The following is a 19912-nucleotide window of genomic DNA, read 5'->3' as shown; positions in this document are numbered from 1 at the left end:
GAAGCCAATCGCGCGTACAGCGATCGCACCACGTACGGTCAGTCGTATGTGTATGGCACCGGCCATGCCGATCCGGACCAGGCCCGATGGGAAGCGCAGTTGCGTCACGAAGCGGTGTTGACCGATCAGGTCGGCTATCGCGGCAGCAGCACCTCGCCGGCCCTTCGTCCTGGGCGCATCGCGCGTCCGGATCCGGCGCTGCCGGAGGCGCCGCACGGCATGGTGATGACGCAGGTGATTCACACCGGCGCGCGCGACCGGGCCTACGTCAATACCTTTCAGGCGATTCCCTCCGACCGGCGTTTCCGTTTGCCGTTGGACGAGGCCGCCTGGCCGAAAGTGACCGGCACCCTGAGTGCGCGCGTCGCCTCGCCGGGCAACTATCCCTATGCCTTTCTTACCGAGGAAGGGCGCTACGTGGTGCGGCTGGATCTGGATTTCCATCCATGGAATCCCGGTGGCGAATGCGTGCCGCTGCGCCTGGCCAAGCCGTTCGCCGGCCAGCGCAGGACCGGCATGCATTTTCCCGCGCTGGACGGCGACGAGGCGGTGATCGAATTCCGCGATGGCGATCCCAACAAACCCTACATCGCCGCCTTCCATCACAACAGCCTCGCGCCGGACCTGATCACGAATCAGGATGGCCTGATGTCGGTCAACCTGATTCGCACCCAGTCCGACAACTCGATGACGATGCAGGACTTGCACGGCAAGGAGTACGTCCAGTTCAGCACGCCGCACTCCGACCTCACCCGGTTCACGATGGGCAATATTGTCGGCGACACCTGGGTGGATGGCCGGCATCCGCAACGCGGTGAAGGGTTTGAGTTGCGTACCGGCGGCGCCGGCGCGGTGCGGGCCAAGGGATTGCTGTTCACCACCGAAGACCAGCCGCGTGCGCAGGGGCCGCACCTGGAGGCGCAGGCGGCGCAGCGCCTGCTCGAGGAAGCGCTGCAGCTGAGCGCGTCACTCGCCGACACGGCCCGGGCGGCGCAAACGGTAGCGGCCGATTACGCGCGCCAGAAAGCCTTGCTCGACACGCTGCTCCACCAGCTCACGCAAGGCGGCTTGCTGGCGAGTGCGACCGCCGGCATGGGCCTGGTCTCCGGCGCCGACCTGCAGGTGAGCGCGCATAAAAACCTCATCGCCACCGCAGGCGGCGATGCCAGCGTCAGCGTGCTCAAGCGCTTCACCGCGGCGGCTGGCGAATGCATTGCCTTTTTCGTGCAGAAGCTCGGCTTCAAGGTCGTCGCCGCCCACGGCGATGTGGACCTGCAAGCGCATAACGGGGCCATGGCGTTGAAGGCCAGGCAGGAGATTACGATCGGCAGCGACAGCGGCACCGTCACTTTCGCCGCCGGAAAAGAACTGATCCTGATGTGCGGCGGCTCCTACCTGCACATGGCGAGCACGGGCATCGAGATGGGCACACGCGGCGATTACGTCTGCAAAGCCGATGCCTTTCACCGCATGGGGCCAGCCTCCCTGCCCATCGAACCCTATCTGCACGACCAGCTCCCTGCCCGGCCGCTATGGCTCAACACCGCGGCTTCGCCTGCGTCCCGCAGCAGCGTGCCGGCCGGCATGCCTTATCGCCTGCTGGCTGATGGCGTCGAGGTGAAACAAGGCGTCACGGACACGACGGGTCTTATCCCCGTCGATCACCAGACCTACACCCACGCGTACACCCTCCATCTCGCCAACGGCGTCGCCTACCAGATTCCCGTGCAAGACGAATACCGCAACGATGCCGCCAACGGCGACCTGGCCAATCAGGGTTTCCACTATCACGAGAGCCAACCCGATGGCGGCGACACCGAAGATCGCGCCAGCTACCGCCGCACCTATCGCGACCTGCTCAACCCAGGCAAGGAATCTGCCGAATGACACGAGCCATTGCCGTCCCCATCGCGCTGTCCTCCACCCGCAGCGCCACCGTCACCTTGCCATGGTTCGTGCAAGGCACCGAATACCGTCCCGCACAGGCCACCTTTCATCCGCTGGTCAATGGCGAAGAAGCCTTTGGCGCCATCTACGACGCCATCGACGCGGCGCAACGTTCCGTGGACATCATCTGCTGGGGCTTCCAGCCCTCGATGTATTTCAAGCGTGGACCGGGCAGCAGCGGCACGTTGCCTATCGGTGGCCTGTTGGAAACGAAAGGTGCGCAAGGGGTCAAGGTAAGGCTGTTGTGCTGGGGCGACGGCACGCATTTTTCGCAGGTCAGCGAAAACATGGCGCCCGGCAATGATCTGCGCTCCTACTTCCCCGACACGCGCAACAGCACCCAGCGCGATTTCGATCTGGCCTGGTACAAGCGCGCCGAACTGAGCGACGTAACAGAACTGTCGACGACCAGAAAAGAACTTCGTTTTGTGCTCGACGGCGCCATCGATGACATCTACACACGATGGAACCATGACAAGGCGTTTCCCAACTTCGAATTCGCCACCCGCGATTTCGACCTGGAAGAACGCGCGGAAATCGCCTGGCGTACCTGGCACGGCCAGGACAGTTCACGAAGCACCGCCACCAAACTCGGCAACAGCATCGTCATGGGAACCTTTCCCACCCACCACCAGAAAATGGTGCTGGTCGATTACGAACTGCCCGAGCATGCCGTGGGCTTCGTCATGGGCCACAACATGTTGGACGAATACTGGGATACCAGCGCGCACAGCTGCATTCGCATGCATCCGCAGATGGGGCGCAACGGGCGTCATCCACGCCAGGATATGTCCAGCCGCGAAACCGGCCCTGTTCTCGCCTATCTCAACGAAAACTTTTGCCAGGCCTGGGACGACGCCACCGGCCAGTCGCTCGGCGCAGCGCGCAAGGGCCTCGCCAGCCGGCTCACACTGAGCCACGACGGCGACATGCCCGTGATGGCGCAAGTGCTGCGCACGCAATCGCCGCACCACAAGCAGGACATCAAAACGATGTACCTGCAAGCCGTCAACAACGCTACCAACTTCGTCTACATCGAAAACCAGTACTTCCGCTGGCCACCGCTGGCCGAAAAAATCAAAGACGTGGCAAAGACGCTGGTGCAGGCCGGACGCGATCCTGGCGAGCATGGCTCCATCTATCTGTTCGTGGTGACTAACGCCAACGACGAAGCCATCGGCGACGGCACGCTCAATACCTATCGCATGCTCGATGCGCTGGGCCGCGCCGACACCATGCCGGATATCGCCACGCTGGAACGCGGCGAGGCATTGCAACAACAACTCGTCCAGGCGCTGGAACAGCGGGCCCATGCCGCCGCGGATGCCAACGCCGCCGAAGCCGCGCTGATTTTTGGCTACACCCCGGCCAAACAACAATCCTGGGCAGCCGCCAAGGCGCAACTCGCGCAAGCCAAGGCACAGCTCGCCGAGCTGGAAGCAAAAACCGGGCAACCACCCGCCACCGTCGTCCCCACCGAGATTCCCGGACTGAAAGTGCATGTCTGCACCCTGGTGTCGCCCAACACCCCGCCCGGCGAACCTTGGGAATACACCTACGTCCACGCCAAGCTGATGATCGTGGACGACGTATTCACCACCCTGGGTTCCGCCAACATCAATACGCGCAGCATGGAAGCGGACAGTGAATTGAATATCTGCCACGAACGCGCAGACGTGACGCGGCCGTTACGAGAGAAATTGTGGGGGATTCATACGAAGGGGAAAGGAGTAGGAAAGATTGGGGAGGGGCAAAAGTTGGAGACAGTAAAGGTGTTTATAGACTGGAGAAATATCATTAAAGAAAACAAAGATCGTCAAAAGGATAAGACTCGGAAACAATCACCTTTCGCTCCGCTTATTGAATTTCATTACAGCGGCACTAAACGAAGCCGCTTGGACTGATCTATGAGTCGTTACTTCTTTGCTCTCGCATCCATCCTCTTATCTCTCACGCTGAGCGCTTGCTCCAAGGATCCCGCGATGCATGGACTTCCTGATCTGGCCACTATCAAGGCCAACCTCGCCTTTACCTGCACCCACGAAGCCGATCACCTGCCGCCACTTGATCCAGATGCCGATCAGCTTTTTCACTACGCACGTTATCTTGAAAAAAAGCCAGGGCCGAAAGACTACAACGACATCGCCCGCTACTACCGTATTGCAGCCGCGTACGGTCATTACAAGGCCAACCATAATCTGCAACAGCTGATTTCGGAAGGATGGGCAGACTCGCCTTACCCACAGCGCGAAAGTATCGAGCTGGCTAAACAACTGATCGATGAGAAAATTCCGATAGGCTATTACGACATCGCTTATTATCTCAATCTGGGTTATGGCTTTAAGCAGAACAAAGACATAGCGTTGCGCTATTTTAGAAAAGCCGCGGACTTGGGAAACCCCGCCGCTCAATATTATGTAGCGGACTTGCTATCGCCTTCTGATATGGCGCCAGAAGTCGCCCATCAAATGTATCAATGTGCTATGGATCAGGGAAATGGAGACGCAGCAGTCGATTGGGGTTTTTACTTAAAAAACAGAGGTCGTTATGAAGAGGCGGTACAAGCTTTTCAAAAGGGGGTTAATGCTGGAGACACACTGTCCGCTCTGAAACTTGAGAACGCATTTAAGGGCTTAAAGCCGACAGACGAATTGGACTACCTGGCACTACCCAATGACCCCGAACGCTCGCGGCGTTACCACCTGATTGGCGAATTCCTCGACCGCAACGACGGCCGCAACCCCAAGGTGCCCGACATCGACAAGATCGTGCCGCTGCCGCCTGCGCCGCTGCCAGCATGGGATGGCACCTTCGAGTGGGAGAAAGAGCAAAAGGCGCACATACCGCCCAAGCCGCCTGAAGAACTGATCGAGCGCATGAGCAAGCTGAAACATCTCGATCCCGCCACCGGCCTGCCCCTGCCGCTACCGCTCAAGACCGCCTTCGGAACACGCGTCAAAACCGGCGAGCCCTGTCCGGAAAGCGGACTCTGGTGCGTGCGGACGGATCAGCGCCTTGACTTCACCGAAACGCGTATCGAGAAAGGCGACGTGATGCCGCCATACCGGCAATACAAACCGCGTCGGCTCAGCGTGCTCGATGATTTCCTGCCGTTGCGGCACAGCTACTGGAATGTGGAATGGGAACTGGTCGACTACGTGTAAGGACGCGCGAAGCCGGTGTGGCGTGGCTGTGTGTAATGCTGATAAGCGCCTGCTCGCATTCCGGCCCTTCCATCGGCGCGCTGCCTTCCCTGCGCGACGTGCGTGCCAACCTCGCCTTCACCTGCACCCACGAAGCCGATCACCTGCCATCACTCAATCCGGATGCCGACCAGCTCTTTCATTATGCACGCTATCTTGAAAAATGGCCGGGCAAGAAGAACTACAACGACATCGCACGCTATTACCGCATTGCAGCGGCCTACGGCCATTACAAGGCCAACCATAATCTGCAACAGCTTGTGTCCGAAGGATGGGCGGATTCGCCCTATCCGCAGCGTGAAAGCATTGAGCTCGCCAAGCAGCTGGTCGACCAAGGGGTACCGATCGGTTACTACGATATTGGTTACTACCTCAACCTCGGATATGGCTTTAAGCAGAACAAGGAAATAGCGCTGCGCTATTTCAGAAAAGCCGCGGACCTAGGCAATCCCGATGCGCAATACTACGTAGCTGACTTACTCTCACCGTGGAACATGGCACCAAATGTCGCATCCCAAATGTACCAATGCTCCATGAATCAAGGATACGGCGATGCAGCATTTGATTGGGGAATCTACCTTAAAGGCGAAGAAAACTACGCCGAAGCCGCTAAAGCTTTTCAAAAGGGGGTCGAGGCTGGAAATAGTCTGGCGGCATCTTCGCTCGAAAATGCTTTCTTGCCACCAGCACCAGCAGACAGGTTAAGACCTCCCTCTGACCAGCTCTATTATCTTGCACTTCCCAACGATCCCGAACGCTCCCGGCGTTACCACCTGATTGGCGAATTCCTCGACCGCAACGACGGCCGCAACCCCAAGGTACCTGACATCGACAAGATCGTGCCGCTGCCGCCTGCGGCGCTCCCGGCATGGGATGGCACCTTCGAGTGGGAGAAAGAGCAAAAGGCGCACATACCGCCCAAGCCCTCCGAAGAACTGATCGAGCGCATGAGCAGGCTGAAACATCTCGATCCTGCCACCGGCCTGCCCCTGCCGCCACCGCTCAAGACCGCCTTCGGCACACGCGTCAAAACCGGCGAGCCCTGTCCGGAAAGCGGACTCTGGTGCGTGCGGGCGGATCAGCGCCTTGACTTCACCGAAACGCGTATCGAGAAAGGCGACGTGATGCCGCCATACCGGCAATACAAACCGCGTCGGCTCAGCGTACTCGATGACCTTTTGCCATTGCGGCACAGCTACTGGAATGTGGAATGGGAACTGGTCGATTACGTGTAAGGATGCGCGAAGCCGGTGTGGCGTGGCTGTGTGTAATGCTGATAAGCGCGTGCTCGCATTCCGGCCCGTCCACCGGCGCCCTGCCCTCCCTGCGCGATGTGCGTGCCAATCTCGCCTTCACTTGCAGCCAAGAAGTCGATCACCTGCCTCCGCTCGATCCACAGGCAGACGAACTGTTCCAGTACGCCCGCTATCTCGAAAAGCGCCCAGGCAAGAAAAACTACAACGACATCGCCCGGTACTACCGTATTGCAGCAGCGAACGGGCATTACAAAGCCAACCATAATCTGCAACAACTGGTTTCGGAAGGATGGGCAGACTCGCCCTATCCGCAAAGAGAAAGCATCGAACTAGCCAAACAGTTGATCGATCAAGGCGTGCCTACCGGCTACTACGATATCGGTTACTACCTTAATCTTGGTTATGGCTTTAAGCAGAACAAAGAAATGGCGCTGCGCTATTTTCGCAAAGCAGCGGACATGGGTAATCCGGACGCGCAGTACTACATAGCCGATTTACTGTCACCTTGGAATATGGCTCCCGATATAGCCAATCAAATGTATCAATGTGCAATGAATCAAGGATACGGCGATGCCGCCGATACACTTGGAGTTTCTTTTCAGGATGATGGTCATTATGAAGATGCTGTGCTTGCCTTTCAAAAAGGGGTAAAAGCAGGGAACAGTATGTCAGCGTCCTACCTCGAAGAAGGCTTCAAAAATCCTCCTGTATCAGATGAACTTGATTATCTTGCACTTCCCAACGATCCCGAACGCTCCCGGCGTTACCACCTGATTGGCGAATTCCTCGACCGCAACGATGGCCGCAATCCCAAGGTGCCCGACATCGACAAGATCGTGCCGCTGCCGCCTGCGCCGCTGCCGGCATGGGATGGCACCTTCGAGTGGGAGAAAGAGCAAAAGGCACATATACCGCCCAAGCCGCCTGAAGAATTGATCGAGCGCATGAGCAGGCTGAAACATCTCGATCCCACCACCGGCCTGCCCCTGCCGCTACCACTCAAGACCGCCTTCGGCACCCGCGTCAAAACCGGCGAGCCCTGTCCGGAAAGCGGACTCTGGTGCGTGCGGACGGATCAGCGCCTTGACTTCACCGAAACGCGCATCGAGAAAGGCGACATGATGCCGCCATACCGGCAATACAAACCGCGTCGGCTCAGCGTGCTCGATGATTTCCTGCCATTGCGGCACAGCTACTGGAATGTGGAATGGGAACTGGTCGATTACGTGTAAGGATGCGCGGCGTGGGTGTGGCGTGGCTGTGTGTAATGCTGATAAGCGCGTGCTCGCATTCCGGTTCGTCCATCGGCGCGCTGCCTTCCCTGCGCGATGTGCGTGCCAACCTCGCCTTCACCTGCATCCACGAAGCCGATCACCTGCCATCACTCAATCCAGATGCCGATCAGATCTTTCATTACGCACGTTATCTTGAAAAACAGCCAGGGCCGAAGAACTACAACAACATCGCCCGCTATTACCGTATTGCAGCGGCATATGGTCACTACAAAGCCAACCATAATCTGCAACAACTCGTGTCCGAAGGATGGGCAGATTCGCCTTACCCACAGCGTGAAAGTATCGAACTCGCCAAAAAACTTATCGACGAAGGGATTCCAATCGGCTATTACGACGTTGCTTATTATCTCAATCTTGGATATGGCTTCAAACAGAACAAGGAGCTGGCATTACGCTTCTTCCGCAAAGCCGCTGATATGGGCAACCCGGATGCCCAGGCTTATGTAGCCGATTTGTTAGAACCATGGAACAAAGCCCCCGGCATTGCTCGCGAGATGCGCCAATGTGCCATGGCACAAGGCTATGGAGATGCAGCTTATTCCCTGGCCCTGGGTTTTCAATTAGAGAAAAATTATGCGAGCGCTGTCGATGCCTTCCAAAAAAGTGTGAAAGATGGAAATAGTACAGCTGCGCTTTTCTTAGAAGACGGCTACAAAAATCCATCCTCATCGGATGAACTCGATTATCTAAATCTTCCCAACGATCCCGAACGCTCCCGCCGTTACCACCTCATCGGCGAATTCTTCGTACGCAACGATGGCCGCAATCCCAAGGTGCCCGACATCGACAAGATCGTGCCGCTGCCGCCTGCGTCGCTGCCGGCATGGGATGGCACTTTCGAGTGGGAGAAAGAGCAAAAGGCGCACATACCGCCCAAGCCTTCCGAAGAACTGATCGAGCGCATGAGCAGGCTGAAACAGCTCGATCCTGCTACCGGCCTGCCCCTGCCGCTACCGCTCAAGACGGCCTTCGGCACGCGCGTCAAAACCGGCGAGCCCTGTCCGGAAAGCGGACTCTGGTGCGTGCGGACGGATCAGCGCCTTGACTTCACCGAAACGCGCATCGAGAAAGGCGACGTGATGCCGCCATACCGGCAATACAAACCGCGTCGGCTCAGCGTGCTCGATGACCTCCTGCCGTTGCGGCACAGCTACTGGAATGTGGAATGGGAACTGGTCGATTACGTGTAAGGATGCGCGAAGTGGGTATAGCGTGGCTGTGTGTAATGCTGATAAGCGCGTGCTCGCATTCCGGTTCGTCCATCGGCGCGCTGCCTTCCCTGCGCGATGTGCGTGCCAATCTCGCCTTCACCTGCAGCCACGAAGCCGATCATCTGCCATCACTCAATCCGGATGCCGATCAGCTCTTTCACTATGCACGTTATCTTGAAAAATGGCAGGGCAAGAAGAACTACAACGAGATCGCCCGCTATTACCGTATTGCAGCGGCCTACGGCCATTACAAGGCCAACCATAATCTGCAACAACTCGTGTCCGAAGGATGGGCGGATTCGCCCTATCCGCAGCGTGAAAGCATTGAGCTCGCCAAGCAGCTGGTCGACCAAGGGGTACCGATCGGTTACTACGATATTGGTTACTACCTCAACCTCGGATATGGCTTTAAACAAAACAAAGAGATGGCGTTACGCTATTTCAGAAAAGCGGCAGATATGGGCAATCCCGATGCTCAATACTATGTAGCGGACCTGCTATCGCCGTGGAACATGGCTCCCGGTATTGCACGCCAAATGTACCAATGTGCAACACAACAGGGATATAGCAAAGCAGCACTTGATTTAGGCGGCTATCTTCAAGATGAAGGTCATTACGCTGATGCTACCAAGGCCTTTCAGGAAGGCGTCAAATCAGGAGATAGCCAATCCGCGTTTGTACTTGAAAATGCTTTCTTGCCACCAGCACCAGCAGACAGGTTAAGACCTCCCTCTGACCAGCTCTATTATCTTGCACTTCCCAACGATCCCGAACGCTCCCGGCGTTACCACCTGATTGGCGAATTCCTCGACCGCAACGATGGCCGCAATCCCAAGGTGCCCGACATCGACAAGATCGTGCCGCTGCCGCCTGCGCCGCTGCCGGCATGGGATGGCACCTTCAAGTGGGAGAAAGAGCAAAAGGCGCACATACCGCCCAAGCCGCCTGAAGAATTGATCGAGCGCATGAGTAGGCTGAAACATCTCGATCCCGCCACCGGGCTACCGCTGCTATCGTCGCTCTAGACCGCACCCTGCGCTGCGATGAGGCTTCGCCGGGTTATAGGGCAGCGGATGCCGCCTCGCACAGGTGAGGTCCGCGCCTGCAAGGTCTGATATCCGATAGCGGTAGGCAGGATCAACTTAAAGATGTCGGCCAGATAACGAACCTGTCGTCCGGCATCTGCGCAGGCTGCAGGAATTAAACTATGCCGGCAAATAGTTGGGTATCTCGGCGGTCTATCCATCATTGGCGAAAATCGGCCAGAGCATTGCCAACCCCACGATGAGCACAGCGCCATGAAGGATGCAGGCCCAGGTGGCCTGTCGCAGATTGATGCTGGCTGTGTTCCGGCATTTCACTCGTCGGACGAATGCGATGGCACCGAATAGGAGTGAGCAGAGCATTACCCCCATCCAAATGAGGAGATCTATGATGCCGCGCGCCAGATCTTCCCATCCTCCTGCATGCGTGACGTGGTGGTTCCACATAACGGCCACCGGGGCTGCGATTATTTCGAAACCGGACATCCACAGCGATAGTTTTGCGAGCCAGTCCGTCTTTGTACGTTCCAATGCCTTGCCGCCTCTGCATAGACGGGCCGATTTTTTATAAGGCCATCATCAGGGACAACTGGATGAGTCTTAAAAATGTGCGTATGCCGACGCGAGCAATGGACCATGGACCGCAACCTCGCGCACCCGGCCCAGGTAATAGAAGAAGATTGCCACTGCATAGGTGCAGCCCTATGGGGTGTCTGCTCAAATCACAGACATCCAGACCACGCTGCTCACAGAAGCAAACTAAGCTATCGATGTCAGCACCGGCCCCTCGGCAAGCGTTTTTTCAGGGCGAAGCGCATTGGTGGATACGCGCGACAGATGCCCGCCTTCCAACTGGAACACCTCATCCACCTGCAATCGCAAATCGCGTTGGCGATGGGTAATCAGGATCACGCTGCGTCCCGCGGTTTCCTTGCGCAGGGCACGTAACAATGCATCGGCGGTGGCGGCGTCCAGGCCTTCGGTAGGTTCGTCCAGAATCAGCACGGGTGCATCGCATAGCAGGGCGCGTGCGATGGCGATGCGACGGACTTCGCCGCCGGAAATACACATGCCGTTTTCGCCGAGCGGCGTATCGAGGCCTTGCGGTAGCGCGGCGACGAATGCGGACAGTTGCGCGACGTCGATGGCGTGGCGCAGTCGTGCGTCGGTCGCATCCGGTCGGCCCAGGCAGAGGTTGTCGCGCAGGCTTGCGTCGAACAGGTAGGGTTGCTGTTCGGCGACGGCGAAGCAGGCGCGCACATCGTCCGTGCGATAAGCGCCGAGCGGTTTGCCATCGAGCAGGATGGAACCCTCATAGTCGACCCATCGCAACAGTGCGGCGACCAGGGAAGTCTTGCCTGCGCCGGACGCCCCCAGCCATGCGATGCGACGTCCGGCCGGCAGATCCAGGTCGAGGTCTTTCAGCACCCATGGCGCTTCGTCGTTGTAACGCAGGCGCAGTTGGCGGATCGACACATTCACGCTCGATGGCGGAAGCGCCAACGCTGCGGGATCACGGATCAGCGGCTGCATGCCGGCCAAGGCCAGCACGCGCTCGGCAGCCCGGCGTGTCGCGCCCCATTGCGCCAGTGCGTCGGGGAGCGGGCCGATGGTTTCGAACACCGCCATGGCCAGCATGGTCAACATCACCAGATCCGGTGCAGCGAGCATGCCCTCGTGCAACGCGGGGATGCCGGCGAGGAATACCAGTGCAAGGGTGATCTGCATGGCCAGCAACACGCCTGCCCCACCCCATGCTTGCAGACCATCAACACTGCGCTGCGCTTCACGCCGGCGCCGTGCACAGGAAGCGATGCGTTGCGCATGCGCGGCTTCCGCACCATACAGTGCGAGTTCGGCGCGGCCTTGAAAACCATCCGTCGCCAGCCCGCGCAGGGTTTCTGCCGTTTCGACCGTAGCAGATGCCGCCACGTCGCCACGCCGATGCAGCCACACCGGCCATAGCACGCCGATGACCACCAACACGCAGGCCAGCATCAGCGCCAACCACGGCAGATAAAACAGCACGATGGTGCACACCAGGCCGGCCGCGCCGCATGCCACCACGATGGGTACGACGACGCCCAGATAAGCGTGTTCCAGCGCGTCCACGTCCGCGCGCAGGCGCGAGAACAGCTCGGCACTGCGAAGCGATTGCAGCTGGATCGGCGACAGCGGAATCAGCTTGGCGAATATCCACACCCGCAACCGGGCAAGCACGCGCAGCGTCGCCGCGTGCGTCGCCAGGCGTTCTGCATAACGGCCACCGGTGCGCAGAATCGCGAACAGCCTTATCAACGCGGCAGGCGTGTAGTAATTGATGGCGAGACCGCCCGCTCCGGCCAAGGCCATGGCCGCAATGAAATGCCCCGCTACGGCAAGCAATCCGATCCCACTGGCAGCACTGAGCAAGGCCAGCAGGCTTCCCGCGATCAACCAGCGACGGTCATCGCGCGTGATGATCGCCGTCAGTCGGCGCCACGCGATTCGGGTACGGTCCCTGGCCTGCGGGCAGCGAGCGCGTTTCATGCGGCTTCATCCTGCGCAGATAAACGGGCAAACACGCTGTTGCCGGTACGCAGTGCGCCGACGCGGCCTGTTTCGACAATCCGGCCTTCCGACAGCACAGCTACGTCTTCGTCGTCGGCAAGCGTCTGCAGGCGATGCGCGATGCGCAGCACCGTGCATGTCTGCGCGCGCTGCCGCAGCATCGATTCAAGCCGTGCGGCACTGGCTTCATCCAGATGCTGCCACGGCTCATCGAGCAATAGCAGCGGTGCGCGCCGCAGCCATGCACGCGCCAGCGCCACGCGTTGCCGCTCGCCGCCGGAAAGCCCCAGCCCGCGTTCGCCGAGCGGCGTATCCAGCCCGTGCGGCAGCCTTGCCGCAACCTCGGCCAAGCCGGTTGCCCATAGCGCGCGTTCCAGCTCCACCCGACTGGCAGCCGGCGCCGCGATCAGCAGGTTGTCGCGCAAGCTGCCGTGGAAAATATGCGCGCGCTGCGGCACCCAGGCGATATGACGGCGCCACGCATCCAGATCCAACGCGGCCAAATCCTCGCCTTGAATGATGATGCGCCCGCTGCCCGGCATGGCAAAGCCCATTAGCAAGGCCAGCAAGGTACTTTTGCCGCTGCCGGTAGCACCGACCAGGGTCAGGCGCGCACCGGCTTCGATAGACAAGTCGACATCGCGCAACACGCTGCGTCCTGCTTCGTAGTCGAAGCCGACATGCTCGAAAGCGATGCTTACACGCTCAGTATGGATCGCGCGCTTGACCGGCACCGGCTCTGCCTGAGGGCTCGGTGCAGCAAGCAAGGCCATCACGTCCGTCGCAGCCGCCATGGCATCCATGCGCCGATGCCGTTGCGTGCCGAGCGCACGCAAGGGTAGAAAAAACTCCGGAGCAAGCAATAACACGAACAAGCCTTGCTCGAACGCCATCTTTCCCCACAGCAGCCGAAAGCCGATCAGCACCGCCAAGACGGCGATGCTGACGGTCGCGAAAAATTCGAGCACCAGTGCCGAGAGAAAGGCGATGCGCAAGACCGCCATCGTTTCGCGACGGTACGCTTCACCGGTATCGGCCAGCGAACGCGCCTCGCGTTCCGCGGCACGAAACAGCCGCAAGGTGGTCAGGCCCGCCAGCGCATCCATGAATTGCGCACCCATGCGGCGCAATCGCAACCAGCGGCGCTGGCTCGCCTGTTCGGCGGCCTTGCCGGCAAGCACCATGAATATCGGCAGCAACGGCGCGGCGATCAGCAACACCAGCGCCGACCATGGATCGGCGAAGGTCACGGCCACCAGCACGACGGCGGGTATCGCCACCGCCAGCGCGGCTTGCGGCAGATAGCCCGCGTAATACGGAATCAACAAGTCCACGCCATCGACCAGCCGCGTCACCGTATCGCCGCTGGATTGGCTCGATGTCCACGACGGACCCCGCTCGCGCATGCGTTGCTCCAGCGCATCCTGCACGCGCGCACTCACCGCAGCGCCGGCTTCAAATGTCGCGCGTCGTTGCGCCAGCACCAGCCCCGCGCGCGCGAGGCCAAGCAGCGGTACCAGTGCAACCAGCGGCCATAGCTGCTGCCAGCTTGCATGGTCGAAGATCGCCCGGCTCAATACGACGGCAATCAGCCAGGCTGCCAGGCACATCAAGAGCGATTGCGCCGTACCGGCCGCGATCCCTTGCGTCACATAACGTCGCACTGGCCGAAGCTGCTCATGCAGCCATCGGCGCGGTGCTTGCTGGGATGATTCGGCAGCCTTGGACATAAATGCGCCTGGGCCGCTCTATTTTCCGGCCTTGCGCGCGGCGTGCCGGTCTTGCGTATCCAGCAGCACGCCACCCGCGGCAGCGATCAGCACGATCATGGTCGTGCCGACCAGCCAGGCGAAATACCAGGCGCCGGTATCGCCCAGAATGATGGCGAGCAGGATCACCACCACCGCGATCAGCATGTAAAGCACGAACAACAAGGCGGTCTTCATGGCGTCTCCTTAATAAGCATGTTCATCGGTGGCGATGTGCTTCGCCTCGACCTTGCCGCGCATCACGTAGAACGCCCAGCTCGTGTACCAGATAATCAAGGGCACGAAGACCAGCGCGAAGCCGAGCATCCAAGTCAAGGTGAGCTGGCTGGAGCTGGCGTTCCAGACAGTAAGACTCTGCGAGGGCTCACTGCTGGATGGCAGCAGGAAAGGAAACAGTGCCGTGCCCGCCGTGCCGATCACGCCGATCCACGCTACCGCGCCCAGCCACCACGCCAGATGCGAGCGATGTGCACCCGCTGCCAGCCATGCGCCCAGCATGCCGGCAAAACCCAGCAAGGGAATCAGCCACAGCACCGGATGTTGATGGAAGTGCGCCAGCCAATGGCCATCCGTCGCGACAGTTTGTTGCAAGGGCGTCTGTGCCGTGCCCGCCGTAGGTGCTTGTGTCAGCACGTAAGCATGCAGATGGCTTACCCACACGCCGCCGCAAGCAAACAACACGATGGCAAGCACCGCTGCGACGCGGGCAAGCGAACGCGCACGGTGATAGATCGCATCGGTTGCACCGTTCATCACGGTAATCGCGCCCATCAGCACCGACATCGTCGCCGACAGCACGCCGCACAACACCGCAAAGGGATTCAGCAAGGCGAGGAATGAACCGGTGTAGGTCGAGGTGAGGTTCCAGTTGAAATGGAACGGCACGCCCAGGAACAGATTGCCGAAGGCCGCACCGAACACCACCATCGGCACGAAGCCGCTGATGAACAAGGCCCAGTCCCAGGTGTTGCGCCACGCGGGAGATGACAGCTTGCTACGGTATTCGAAACCGAGCGGACGCATGATCATGCTCCACAGCAGCAAGAGCATCACCACGTAGAAGCCCGAAAACGCCGTAGCGTAAATCAATGGAAACGCCGCAAACACTGCGCCGCCGCCGAGAATGAACCACACCTGGTTGCCGTCCCAGTGCGGCCCGATCACATTGAGCGCCACGCGGCGTTCCACATCGGTGCGGCCGACGTAACGCAGGATGGTGCCCACGCCCATGTCCATGCCGACCATCACGGCCAGCCCGATAAGCAGCACGCCCAGCAACAACCACCACGTGCATTGAAGTACGGCATACGTCGTCATGTTCAGATCTCCGCCTGGCTATACCGGCCGGGTTGCACGGTAGGTTGTATCGGGTTGATGTCCGCCGCGTATTCCGTGCCCGATGGACCGATGCGGATCGCGCGCACCATCAAGTACATCTCCACCACGATGAATACCGTGTACAAGGTGACGAAGCCGATCAGCGAAAAGATCATGTAGGCCACGCTGTGCGTGGATGCGGACATCCAGGTAGGCAGCACGCCGTAGACCGTCCACGGCTGCCGGCCGAGTTCCGCCACCAGCCAGCCCGTTTCGCAGGCGAGGAACGGTATCGGGATCATGCATACCGCCAGCTTGAGAAACCCGGGATGGTTCTGCACCGTGTTGCGCATGGTCAAGATCGTCGCCAGCACGAAAAAGGCGAGCATGGCGAGGCCCATCGCCACCATCGCGCGGAACGACCAGAACATCGGCGCGACCTGCGGAATGGAATCCTTCGCCGCTTCGCTGACTTGCTGATCTGTCGCCGTGTTGACGTCCGGCGCATAGCGTTGCACCAGGAATCCGTAGCCCAGGTCGCTCTCATGCGCGTGGAATTGTTCCAGCGCGGCCTGATCGCCGGGATGCGCCGAAAGCGTCTGCAGCGCGGCGACCGCCGGAATACCGTCACGGATGCGCGTCGTGGCATCGCGCTCCAACTGGTCGATACCCGGCACGCTGCCGTCGACAGAATGCGTTACCAGCAAGGACAAGGCATAGGGAATCTGCACCTCGCCCAGATTGGTCTGCGTCGATTGCGACGGAAAGGCCACCAGATTGAACGGCATCGGACCCGCCTCTGTCTTCCACAAGCCTTCCATGGCAGCGAGCTTGGTCGGTTGCGCCTGCCCGCCGATAAAGCCCAGCGCATCGCCCAGCGTAATCACGCCCGCCGTCGACAACACGCCGAACAACACCGCCATGCGGAACGAGCGCCGCGCCAGTTCGGTATTGCGCCCTTTCAGCAGATACCACGCACTGACACCCGCGACGAACACCGCCGCCGTGACGTAACCGGCGATGCTGGTGTGCACGAACTTCGCCTGCGCATCGTGGCTGAAGATCAGATCGGTGAAGCTGCTCAGCTCCATACGCATGGTGGTCGGATTGAAATGCGCGCCTTGCGGGTTCTGCATGAAGCTATTGGCAACCAGAATCCACAGTGCCGACAAGTTGGAACCCAGCGCCACCAGATACGTCACCGCCAGATGCTGGCCAGGACGCAGGCGATCCCAGCCGAACGCCATCAGGCCGACGAAGGTGGATTCGAGGAAAAACGCCATCAATCCCTCGATGGCCAGCGGTGCGCCAAAAATGTCGCCGACGAAGCTGGAGTAGAACGACCAATTGGTACCGAACTCAAACTCCATGGTGAGGCCGGTAGCGACACCTAGCGCAAAATTGATCAGGAACAACTTGCCCCAGAACTGGGTCATGCGCTTGTAGATCTCGTTACCTGTAGTGACGTAGACGGTCTCCATCGCCGCCAGCAGAAACGAAAGCCCCAGCGTCAGGGGAACAAACAGAAAGTGGTACAGCGCCGTCAAGGCGAACTGCAGCCTGGATAGATCGACAACCGTGATGTCGTGCATGGGGGCATCCCGAAGGGGGTGAGACGCCGGTATTTTTTTGCACGCCGCACGCCATGCACTTGATCTCGATCAACTCAGGCGGCGGTGCTCGCCCGCTGCGACCCTGCGCGCAGCGCGATGGCGGCACAACGACGCACCCCTGCACCGCCCCCGCACGAAACTGATCTGCATCAAGTGCCAAGCGCAGCCTGCCCGGAAGATGCGCGGCGTTATTCATAAAAAGGAGAACACCATGAAAACGCTGCTCCCTCTCTCTATCGCCCTTGTGCTGGCCATGGCCCCGATGGCGCACGCCGCCGACAACGATGCCGACAACGACAACTGGGTCGTGCGCTTCGGCGCACATGTCGTCGCCCCCAAATCCGATAGCGGTCACCTCGCCGGGATGAAATCCAGCATCAGCAACAACGTCCGTCCGACTGTCAGCATCGAATACATGCTCACTCCCAACATCGGCATCGATGCGCTGGCGGCGGTGCCATTCCGGCATGAGATACGCCTGGATGGACAGAAGGCCGCCACCACCAAGCAACTGCCGCCTACTTTCGGCATCAACTATCACTTCCTCGCCGGTGAAACGATTTCGCCGTTTGTCGGCGCCGGTTTCAATTACACGCGCTTCTTCAGCACGCGCGGTGAAGGCATCCTGCAGGGCGCGCATGTGCACATCGACAACAGCTGGGGCGCCGCGGCGCATGCCGGCATCGACTACCAGTTGTCGCGCAAGTGGCTGATCACTGCCGACATCCGCTGGATCCAGATCCGTGGTGATGTAAGCGTCAACGGCGTCAAGGTCGGCAAGGCCACCGTTGATCCGTTCGTTTATGGCTTGAGTGCCGGATACAGGTTCTGAATCCGGCACGCATGTCCTCCATGGCTCGCCCTTGTGCAAGCCAACGAAGAATGGACAAAGCGGACGTCCATTCGCTCACCATCGAAAGCATCAAATCCTCGCGCCCGTCGCCGCGGCCACGGGTGCGAGGACCAGTTCTTCCAGATCTGTCACGCCAGAGACGAACCGGACTTTTGTAATCAATGGCGAGCGGGACCGCTACGGCGTCAACACCGCTGCGCCAGTCAAACGTCCCGTGCGCAAATCGTCCAACGCCTCATTCGCCCGCTCCAGCGGATAGCGCTGTGTTGACGTATGCACACCTTTATAGATGCCACCTCCAAAAAATTCCCGCGCATCGGCACGCGTGAGATTGGCGACGGATACCACCTCGCGCTCTTCCCACAGCCAGCGATAGGGAAAGGAAGGGATATCGGACATGTGGATGCCGCCGCACACCACACGGCCGCCTTTCTTCACCGCACGCAGTGCCTGCGGCACCAATGCGCCGATCGGTGCGAACAAGATAGCGGCGTCCAGCGGTACAGGCGGCGGCTCTTCCGACGACCCTGCCCATGTCACGCCCAGCGAACGTGCGAATGCCTGCGCCGCCTCGTCACCGGGTCGCGTAAAGGCGTACACGCTGCGCTGCTGCGCGCGTGCCACCTGCGTGATGATGTGCGCCGCCGCGCCGAAGCCATACAAACCGAGATGCTGTCCGGTACCCGCTTTCTTCAGACAGCGCCAGCCGATCAAGCCGGCGCAGAGCAGCGGCGCCAGCGCGACCGGCTCTGCATCGGCCGGCAGGCGGATGCAGTAATCCGCCCGCGCCACGATATGGCTGGCATAGCCGCCGGGTCGCGTGTAGCCGGTGAATTCGGGTGCGTCACACAAATTCTCCCGATCGGCATGGCAGTAATCGCAATGCCCGCAGGTACCGCCCAGCCACGGCACACCCATGCGCTCGCCAACCTGCACGCCGGTTACGCCCGGCCCGATCGCATCGATAATGCCTACGCATTCATGGCCTGGGATCACAGGCGTGACGATGCCGGGAAGCTCGCCGTCGACCACGTGCAAATCGGTACGGCAAACACCACAGGCTTCGACTTTCAGCCGCACTTCGCCGCCGCCCGGCAGCGGATCGGGCCGCTGTTGCAGAGACAGCGGCTCGCCGATTTTGTCCAGCACCATCGCATACATGCCCGAGGCCTCCGCAGGAGTAGCGCATCATCGCGCCGAACATGGCCGCCGACTTGACCTGGCTCAATACACCGGCGGCACCGCTCCCCCACCATCACTGCCATCTGCTGTTCCCGTTTCCCGGCCTGCCAGGGGGTTTTATGTTCAAACACATTCTTCTGCCCACCGATGGTTCGGAACTGTCGTTGCGGGCGATACGGTTGGGCGTCGAACTGGCCAAGACCTGTGGCGCCAGTGTCCTGGCCCTGCACGTCATCCCGCCGATACAAAGCCTTGCCTACGTCGGCGAAATCATGATGTCGATGGATTTCGACTACACCAAGGAAGCCACTCGCTACGCCGAACGCTATCTGGAAGATGCACGCGCCATAGCGGACGCCGCCCAGGTTCCATTCGAACGATTGCTGCTCTCCGGCACCCAACCCTACCGGGCCATCGTACAGGCCGCGGAAGAACACCACTGCGATGTCATCGTGATGGCGGCGCACAGCTGGGAAGGCCTCACCCGTGTCCTGATGGGGAGCGAAACCCACAAGGTCATTCTCAAATCACCCGTACCGGTGCTGGTTTGCCATTGAGGCAGCCGCTGCATTAACGGTCACAGTGGTTGTCATAGAGATCATCCCCTAACGAGGGGTGAGGCTGATGGTAGGTCACCTACCGGGAAACGGAATGTATCAGGCAAAACCCACGT

Annotated in this window: 15 protein-coding genes; 9 read left to right on the top strand and 6 right to left on the bottom strand. The window is 59.9% G+C overall.

Annotated elements, in window-relative coordinates; all coding sequences use genetic code 11:
* The 7 genes from AC4HNJ_RS17305 to AC4HNJ_RS17275 form a co-directional block, all read left to right on the top strand.
* The coding region (locus AC4HNJ_RS17305; protein ID WP_490480851.1) for a DUF2345 domain-containing protein at window positions 1-1887 on the top strand (1887 nt) is incomplete at its 5' end.
* Window positions 1884-3851 carry a phospholipase D-like domain-containing protein gene (locus AC4HNJ_RS17300; RefSeq protein ID WP_490480850.1) on the top strand — a complete coding sequence of 656 codons (1968 nt, stop codon included), beginning with the start codon at window positions 1884-1886 and terminating at the stop codon, window positions 3849-3851. The genes AC4HNJ_RS17305 and AC4HNJ_RS17300, both read left to right, overlap by 4 nt.
* A gap of 3 nt (window positions 3852-3854) precedes the next feature.
* Window positions 3855-5111 (top strand): SEL1-like repeat protein, encoded by a 1257-nt coding sequence (locus AC4HNJ_RS17295; RefSeq protein WP_490480849.1) that lies wholly within the window; start codon window positions 3855-3857, stop codon window positions 5109-5111.
* 98 nt (window positions 5112-5209) lie between these two features.
* Window positions 5210-6385: an SEL1-like repeat protein gene (locus AC4HNJ_RS17290; protein ID WP_490480848.1), complete on the top strand. Its 1176-nt coding sequence runs from the start codon at window positions 5210-5212 to the stop codon at window positions 6383-6385.
* 2 nt (window positions 6386-6387) lie between these two features.
* Entirely contained in the window at window positions 6388-7638 is a 1251-nt protein-coding gene (locus AC4HNJ_RS17285) for an SEL1-like repeat protein (protein ID WP_490480847.1), read from the top strand.
* 98 nt (window positions 7639-7736) lie between these two features.
* Window positions 7737-8891: an SEL1-like repeat protein gene (locus AC4HNJ_RS17280; protein WP_490480846.1), complete on the top strand. Its 1155-nt coding sequence runs from the start codon at window positions 7737-7739 to the stop codon at window positions 8889-8891.
* 2 nt (window positions 8892-8893) lie between these two features.
* Window positions 8894-9937: an SEL1-like repeat protein gene (locus AC4HNJ_RS17275; protein ID WP_490480845.1), complete on the top strand. Its 1044-nt coding sequence runs from the start codon at window positions 8894-8896 to the stop codon at window positions 9935-9937.
* A 777-nt stretch (window positions 9938-10714) separates the two neighbouring features.
* Here AC4HNJ_RS17275 and cydC read toward each other — a convergent pair.
* The 5 genes from cydC to AC4HNJ_RS17250 are packed head-to-tail and all read right to left on the bottom strand — an operon-like array spanning window position 10715 to window position 17183.
* Entirely contained in the window at window positions 10715-12484 is a 1770-nt protein-coding gene (cydC, locus tag AC4HNJ_RS17270) for a thiol reductant ABC exporter subunit CydC (protein ID WP_490480844.1), read from the bottom strand.
* Complete coding sequence (cydD, locus tag AC4HNJ_RS17265; RefSeq protein ID WP_490480843.1) at window positions 12481-14235, bottom strand: thiol reductant ABC exporter subunit CydD; 1755 nt, start codon at window positions 14233-14235, stop codon at window positions 12481-12483. Before cydD ends, cydC begins: the two co-directional genes overlap by 4 nt.
* Before the next feature lie 18 nt (window positions 14236-14253).
* The gene (locus AC4HNJ_RS17260; protein WP_490480842.1) at window positions 14254-14451 is read right to left on the bottom strand and encodes a hypothetical protein; all 198 of its coding nucleotides are present in this window, start codon (window positions 14449-14451) and stop codon (window positions 14254-14256) included.
* Window positions 14452-14460: 9 nt separating this feature from the next.
* Window positions 14461-15591, bottom strand: a complete 1131-nt coding sequence (gene cydB, locus AC4HNJ_RS17255; protein WP_490480841.1) for a cytochrome d ubiquinol oxidase subunit II — start codon at window positions 15589-15591, stop codon at window positions 14461-14463.
* Window positions 15592-15593: 2 nt separating this feature from the next.
* On the bottom strand, window positions 15594-17183 hold the full coding sequence (locus AC4HNJ_RS17250) for a cytochrome ubiquinol oxidase subunit I (RefSeq protein WP_490480840.1): 1590 nt from the start codon (window positions 17181-17183) through the stop codon (window positions 15594-15596).
* Window positions 17184-17415: 232 nt separating this feature from the next.
* Between AC4HNJ_RS17250 and AC4HNJ_RS17245 the strand changes: the two genes are divergently transcribed.
* Window positions 17416-18036: an OmpW/AlkL family protein gene (locus AC4HNJ_RS17245; protein ID WP_490480839.1), complete on the top strand. Its 621-nt coding sequence runs from the start codon at window positions 17416-17418 to the stop codon at window positions 18034-18036.
* Between the two features lie 198 nt (window positions 18037-18234).
* On the opposite strand, the gene AC4HNJ_RS17240 is transcribed toward AC4HNJ_RS17245, so the two are convergent.
* Complete coding sequence (locus AC4HNJ_RS17240) at window positions 18235-19218, bottom strand: zinc-dependent alcohol dehydrogenase family protein (protein WP_490480838.1); 984 nt, start codon at window positions 19216-19218, stop codon at window positions 18235-18237.
* Between the two features lie 41 nt (window positions 19219-19259).
* On the opposite strand from AC4HNJ_RS17240, the gene AC4HNJ_RS17235 reads away from it, so the two are divergent.
* Entirely contained in the window at window positions 19260-19796 is a 537-nt protein-coding gene (locus AC4HNJ_RS17235; protein ID WP_490480837.1) for a universal stress protein, read from the top strand.
* Window positions 19797-19912 lie beyond the last annotated feature (116 nt).

It is taken from the genome of Dyella sp. SYSU CM1112 (assembly GCF_058216415.1).
This window is presented reverse-complemented; position numbering and strand designations above follow the sequence as displayed.

What these genes read in the sequence shown, in the direction of transcription:
- cydB (WP_490480841.1), bottom strand. Translation starts at nt 15,591, where the DNA reads ATGACGACGTATGCCGTACTTCAATGCACGTGGTGGTTGTTGCTGGGC.
- AC4HNJ_RS17285 (WP_490480847.1), top strand. Translation starts at nt 6,388, where the DNA reads ATGCGCGAAGCCGGTGTGGCGTGGCTGTGTGTAATGCTGATAAGCGCG.
- AC4HNJ_RS17300 (WP_490480850.1), top strand. Translation starts at nt 1,884, where the DNA reads ATGACACGAGCCATTGCCGTCCCCATCGCGCTGTCCTCCACCCGCAGC.
- AC4HNJ_RS17240 (WP_490480838.1), bottom strand. Translation starts at nt 19,218, where the DNA reads ATGTATGCGATGGTGCTGGACAAAATCGGCGAGCCGCTGTCTCTGCAA.
- AC4HNJ_RS17275 (WP_490480845.1), top strand. Translation starts at nt 8,894, where the DNA reads ATGCGCGAAGTGGGTATAGCGTGGCTGTGTGTAATGCTGATAAGCGCG.
- AC4HNJ_RS17250 (WP_490480840.1), bottom strand. Translation starts at nt 17,183, where the DNA reads ATGCACGACATCACGGTTGTCGATCTATCCAGGCTGCAGTTCGCCTTG.
- AC4HNJ_RS17295 (WP_490480849.1), top strand. Translation starts at nt 3,855, where the DNA reads ATGAGTCGTTACTTCTTTGCTCTCGCATCCATCCTCTTATCTCTCACG.
- AC4HNJ_RS17260 (WP_490480842.1), bottom strand. Translation starts at nt 14,451, where the DNA reads ATGAAGACCGCCTTGTTGTTCGTGCTTTACATGCTGATCGCGGTGGTG.
- cydC (WP_490480844.1), bottom strand. Translation starts at nt 12,484, where the DNA reads ATGAAACGCGCTCGCTGCCCGCAGGCCAGGGACCGTACCCGAATCGCG.
- AC4HNJ_RS17245 (WP_490480839.1), top strand. Translation starts at nt 17,416, where the DNA reads ATGAAAACGCTGCTCCCTCTCTCTATCGCCCTTGTGCTGGCCATGGCC.
- cydD (WP_490480843.1), bottom strand. Translation starts at nt 14,235, where the DNA reads ATGTCCAAGGCTGCCGAATCATCCCAGCAAGCACCGCGCCGATGGCTG.
- AC4HNJ_RS17235 (WP_490480837.1), top strand. Translation starts at nt 19,260, where the DNA reads ATGGCCGCCGACTTGACCTGGCTCAATACACCGGCGGCACCGCTCCCC.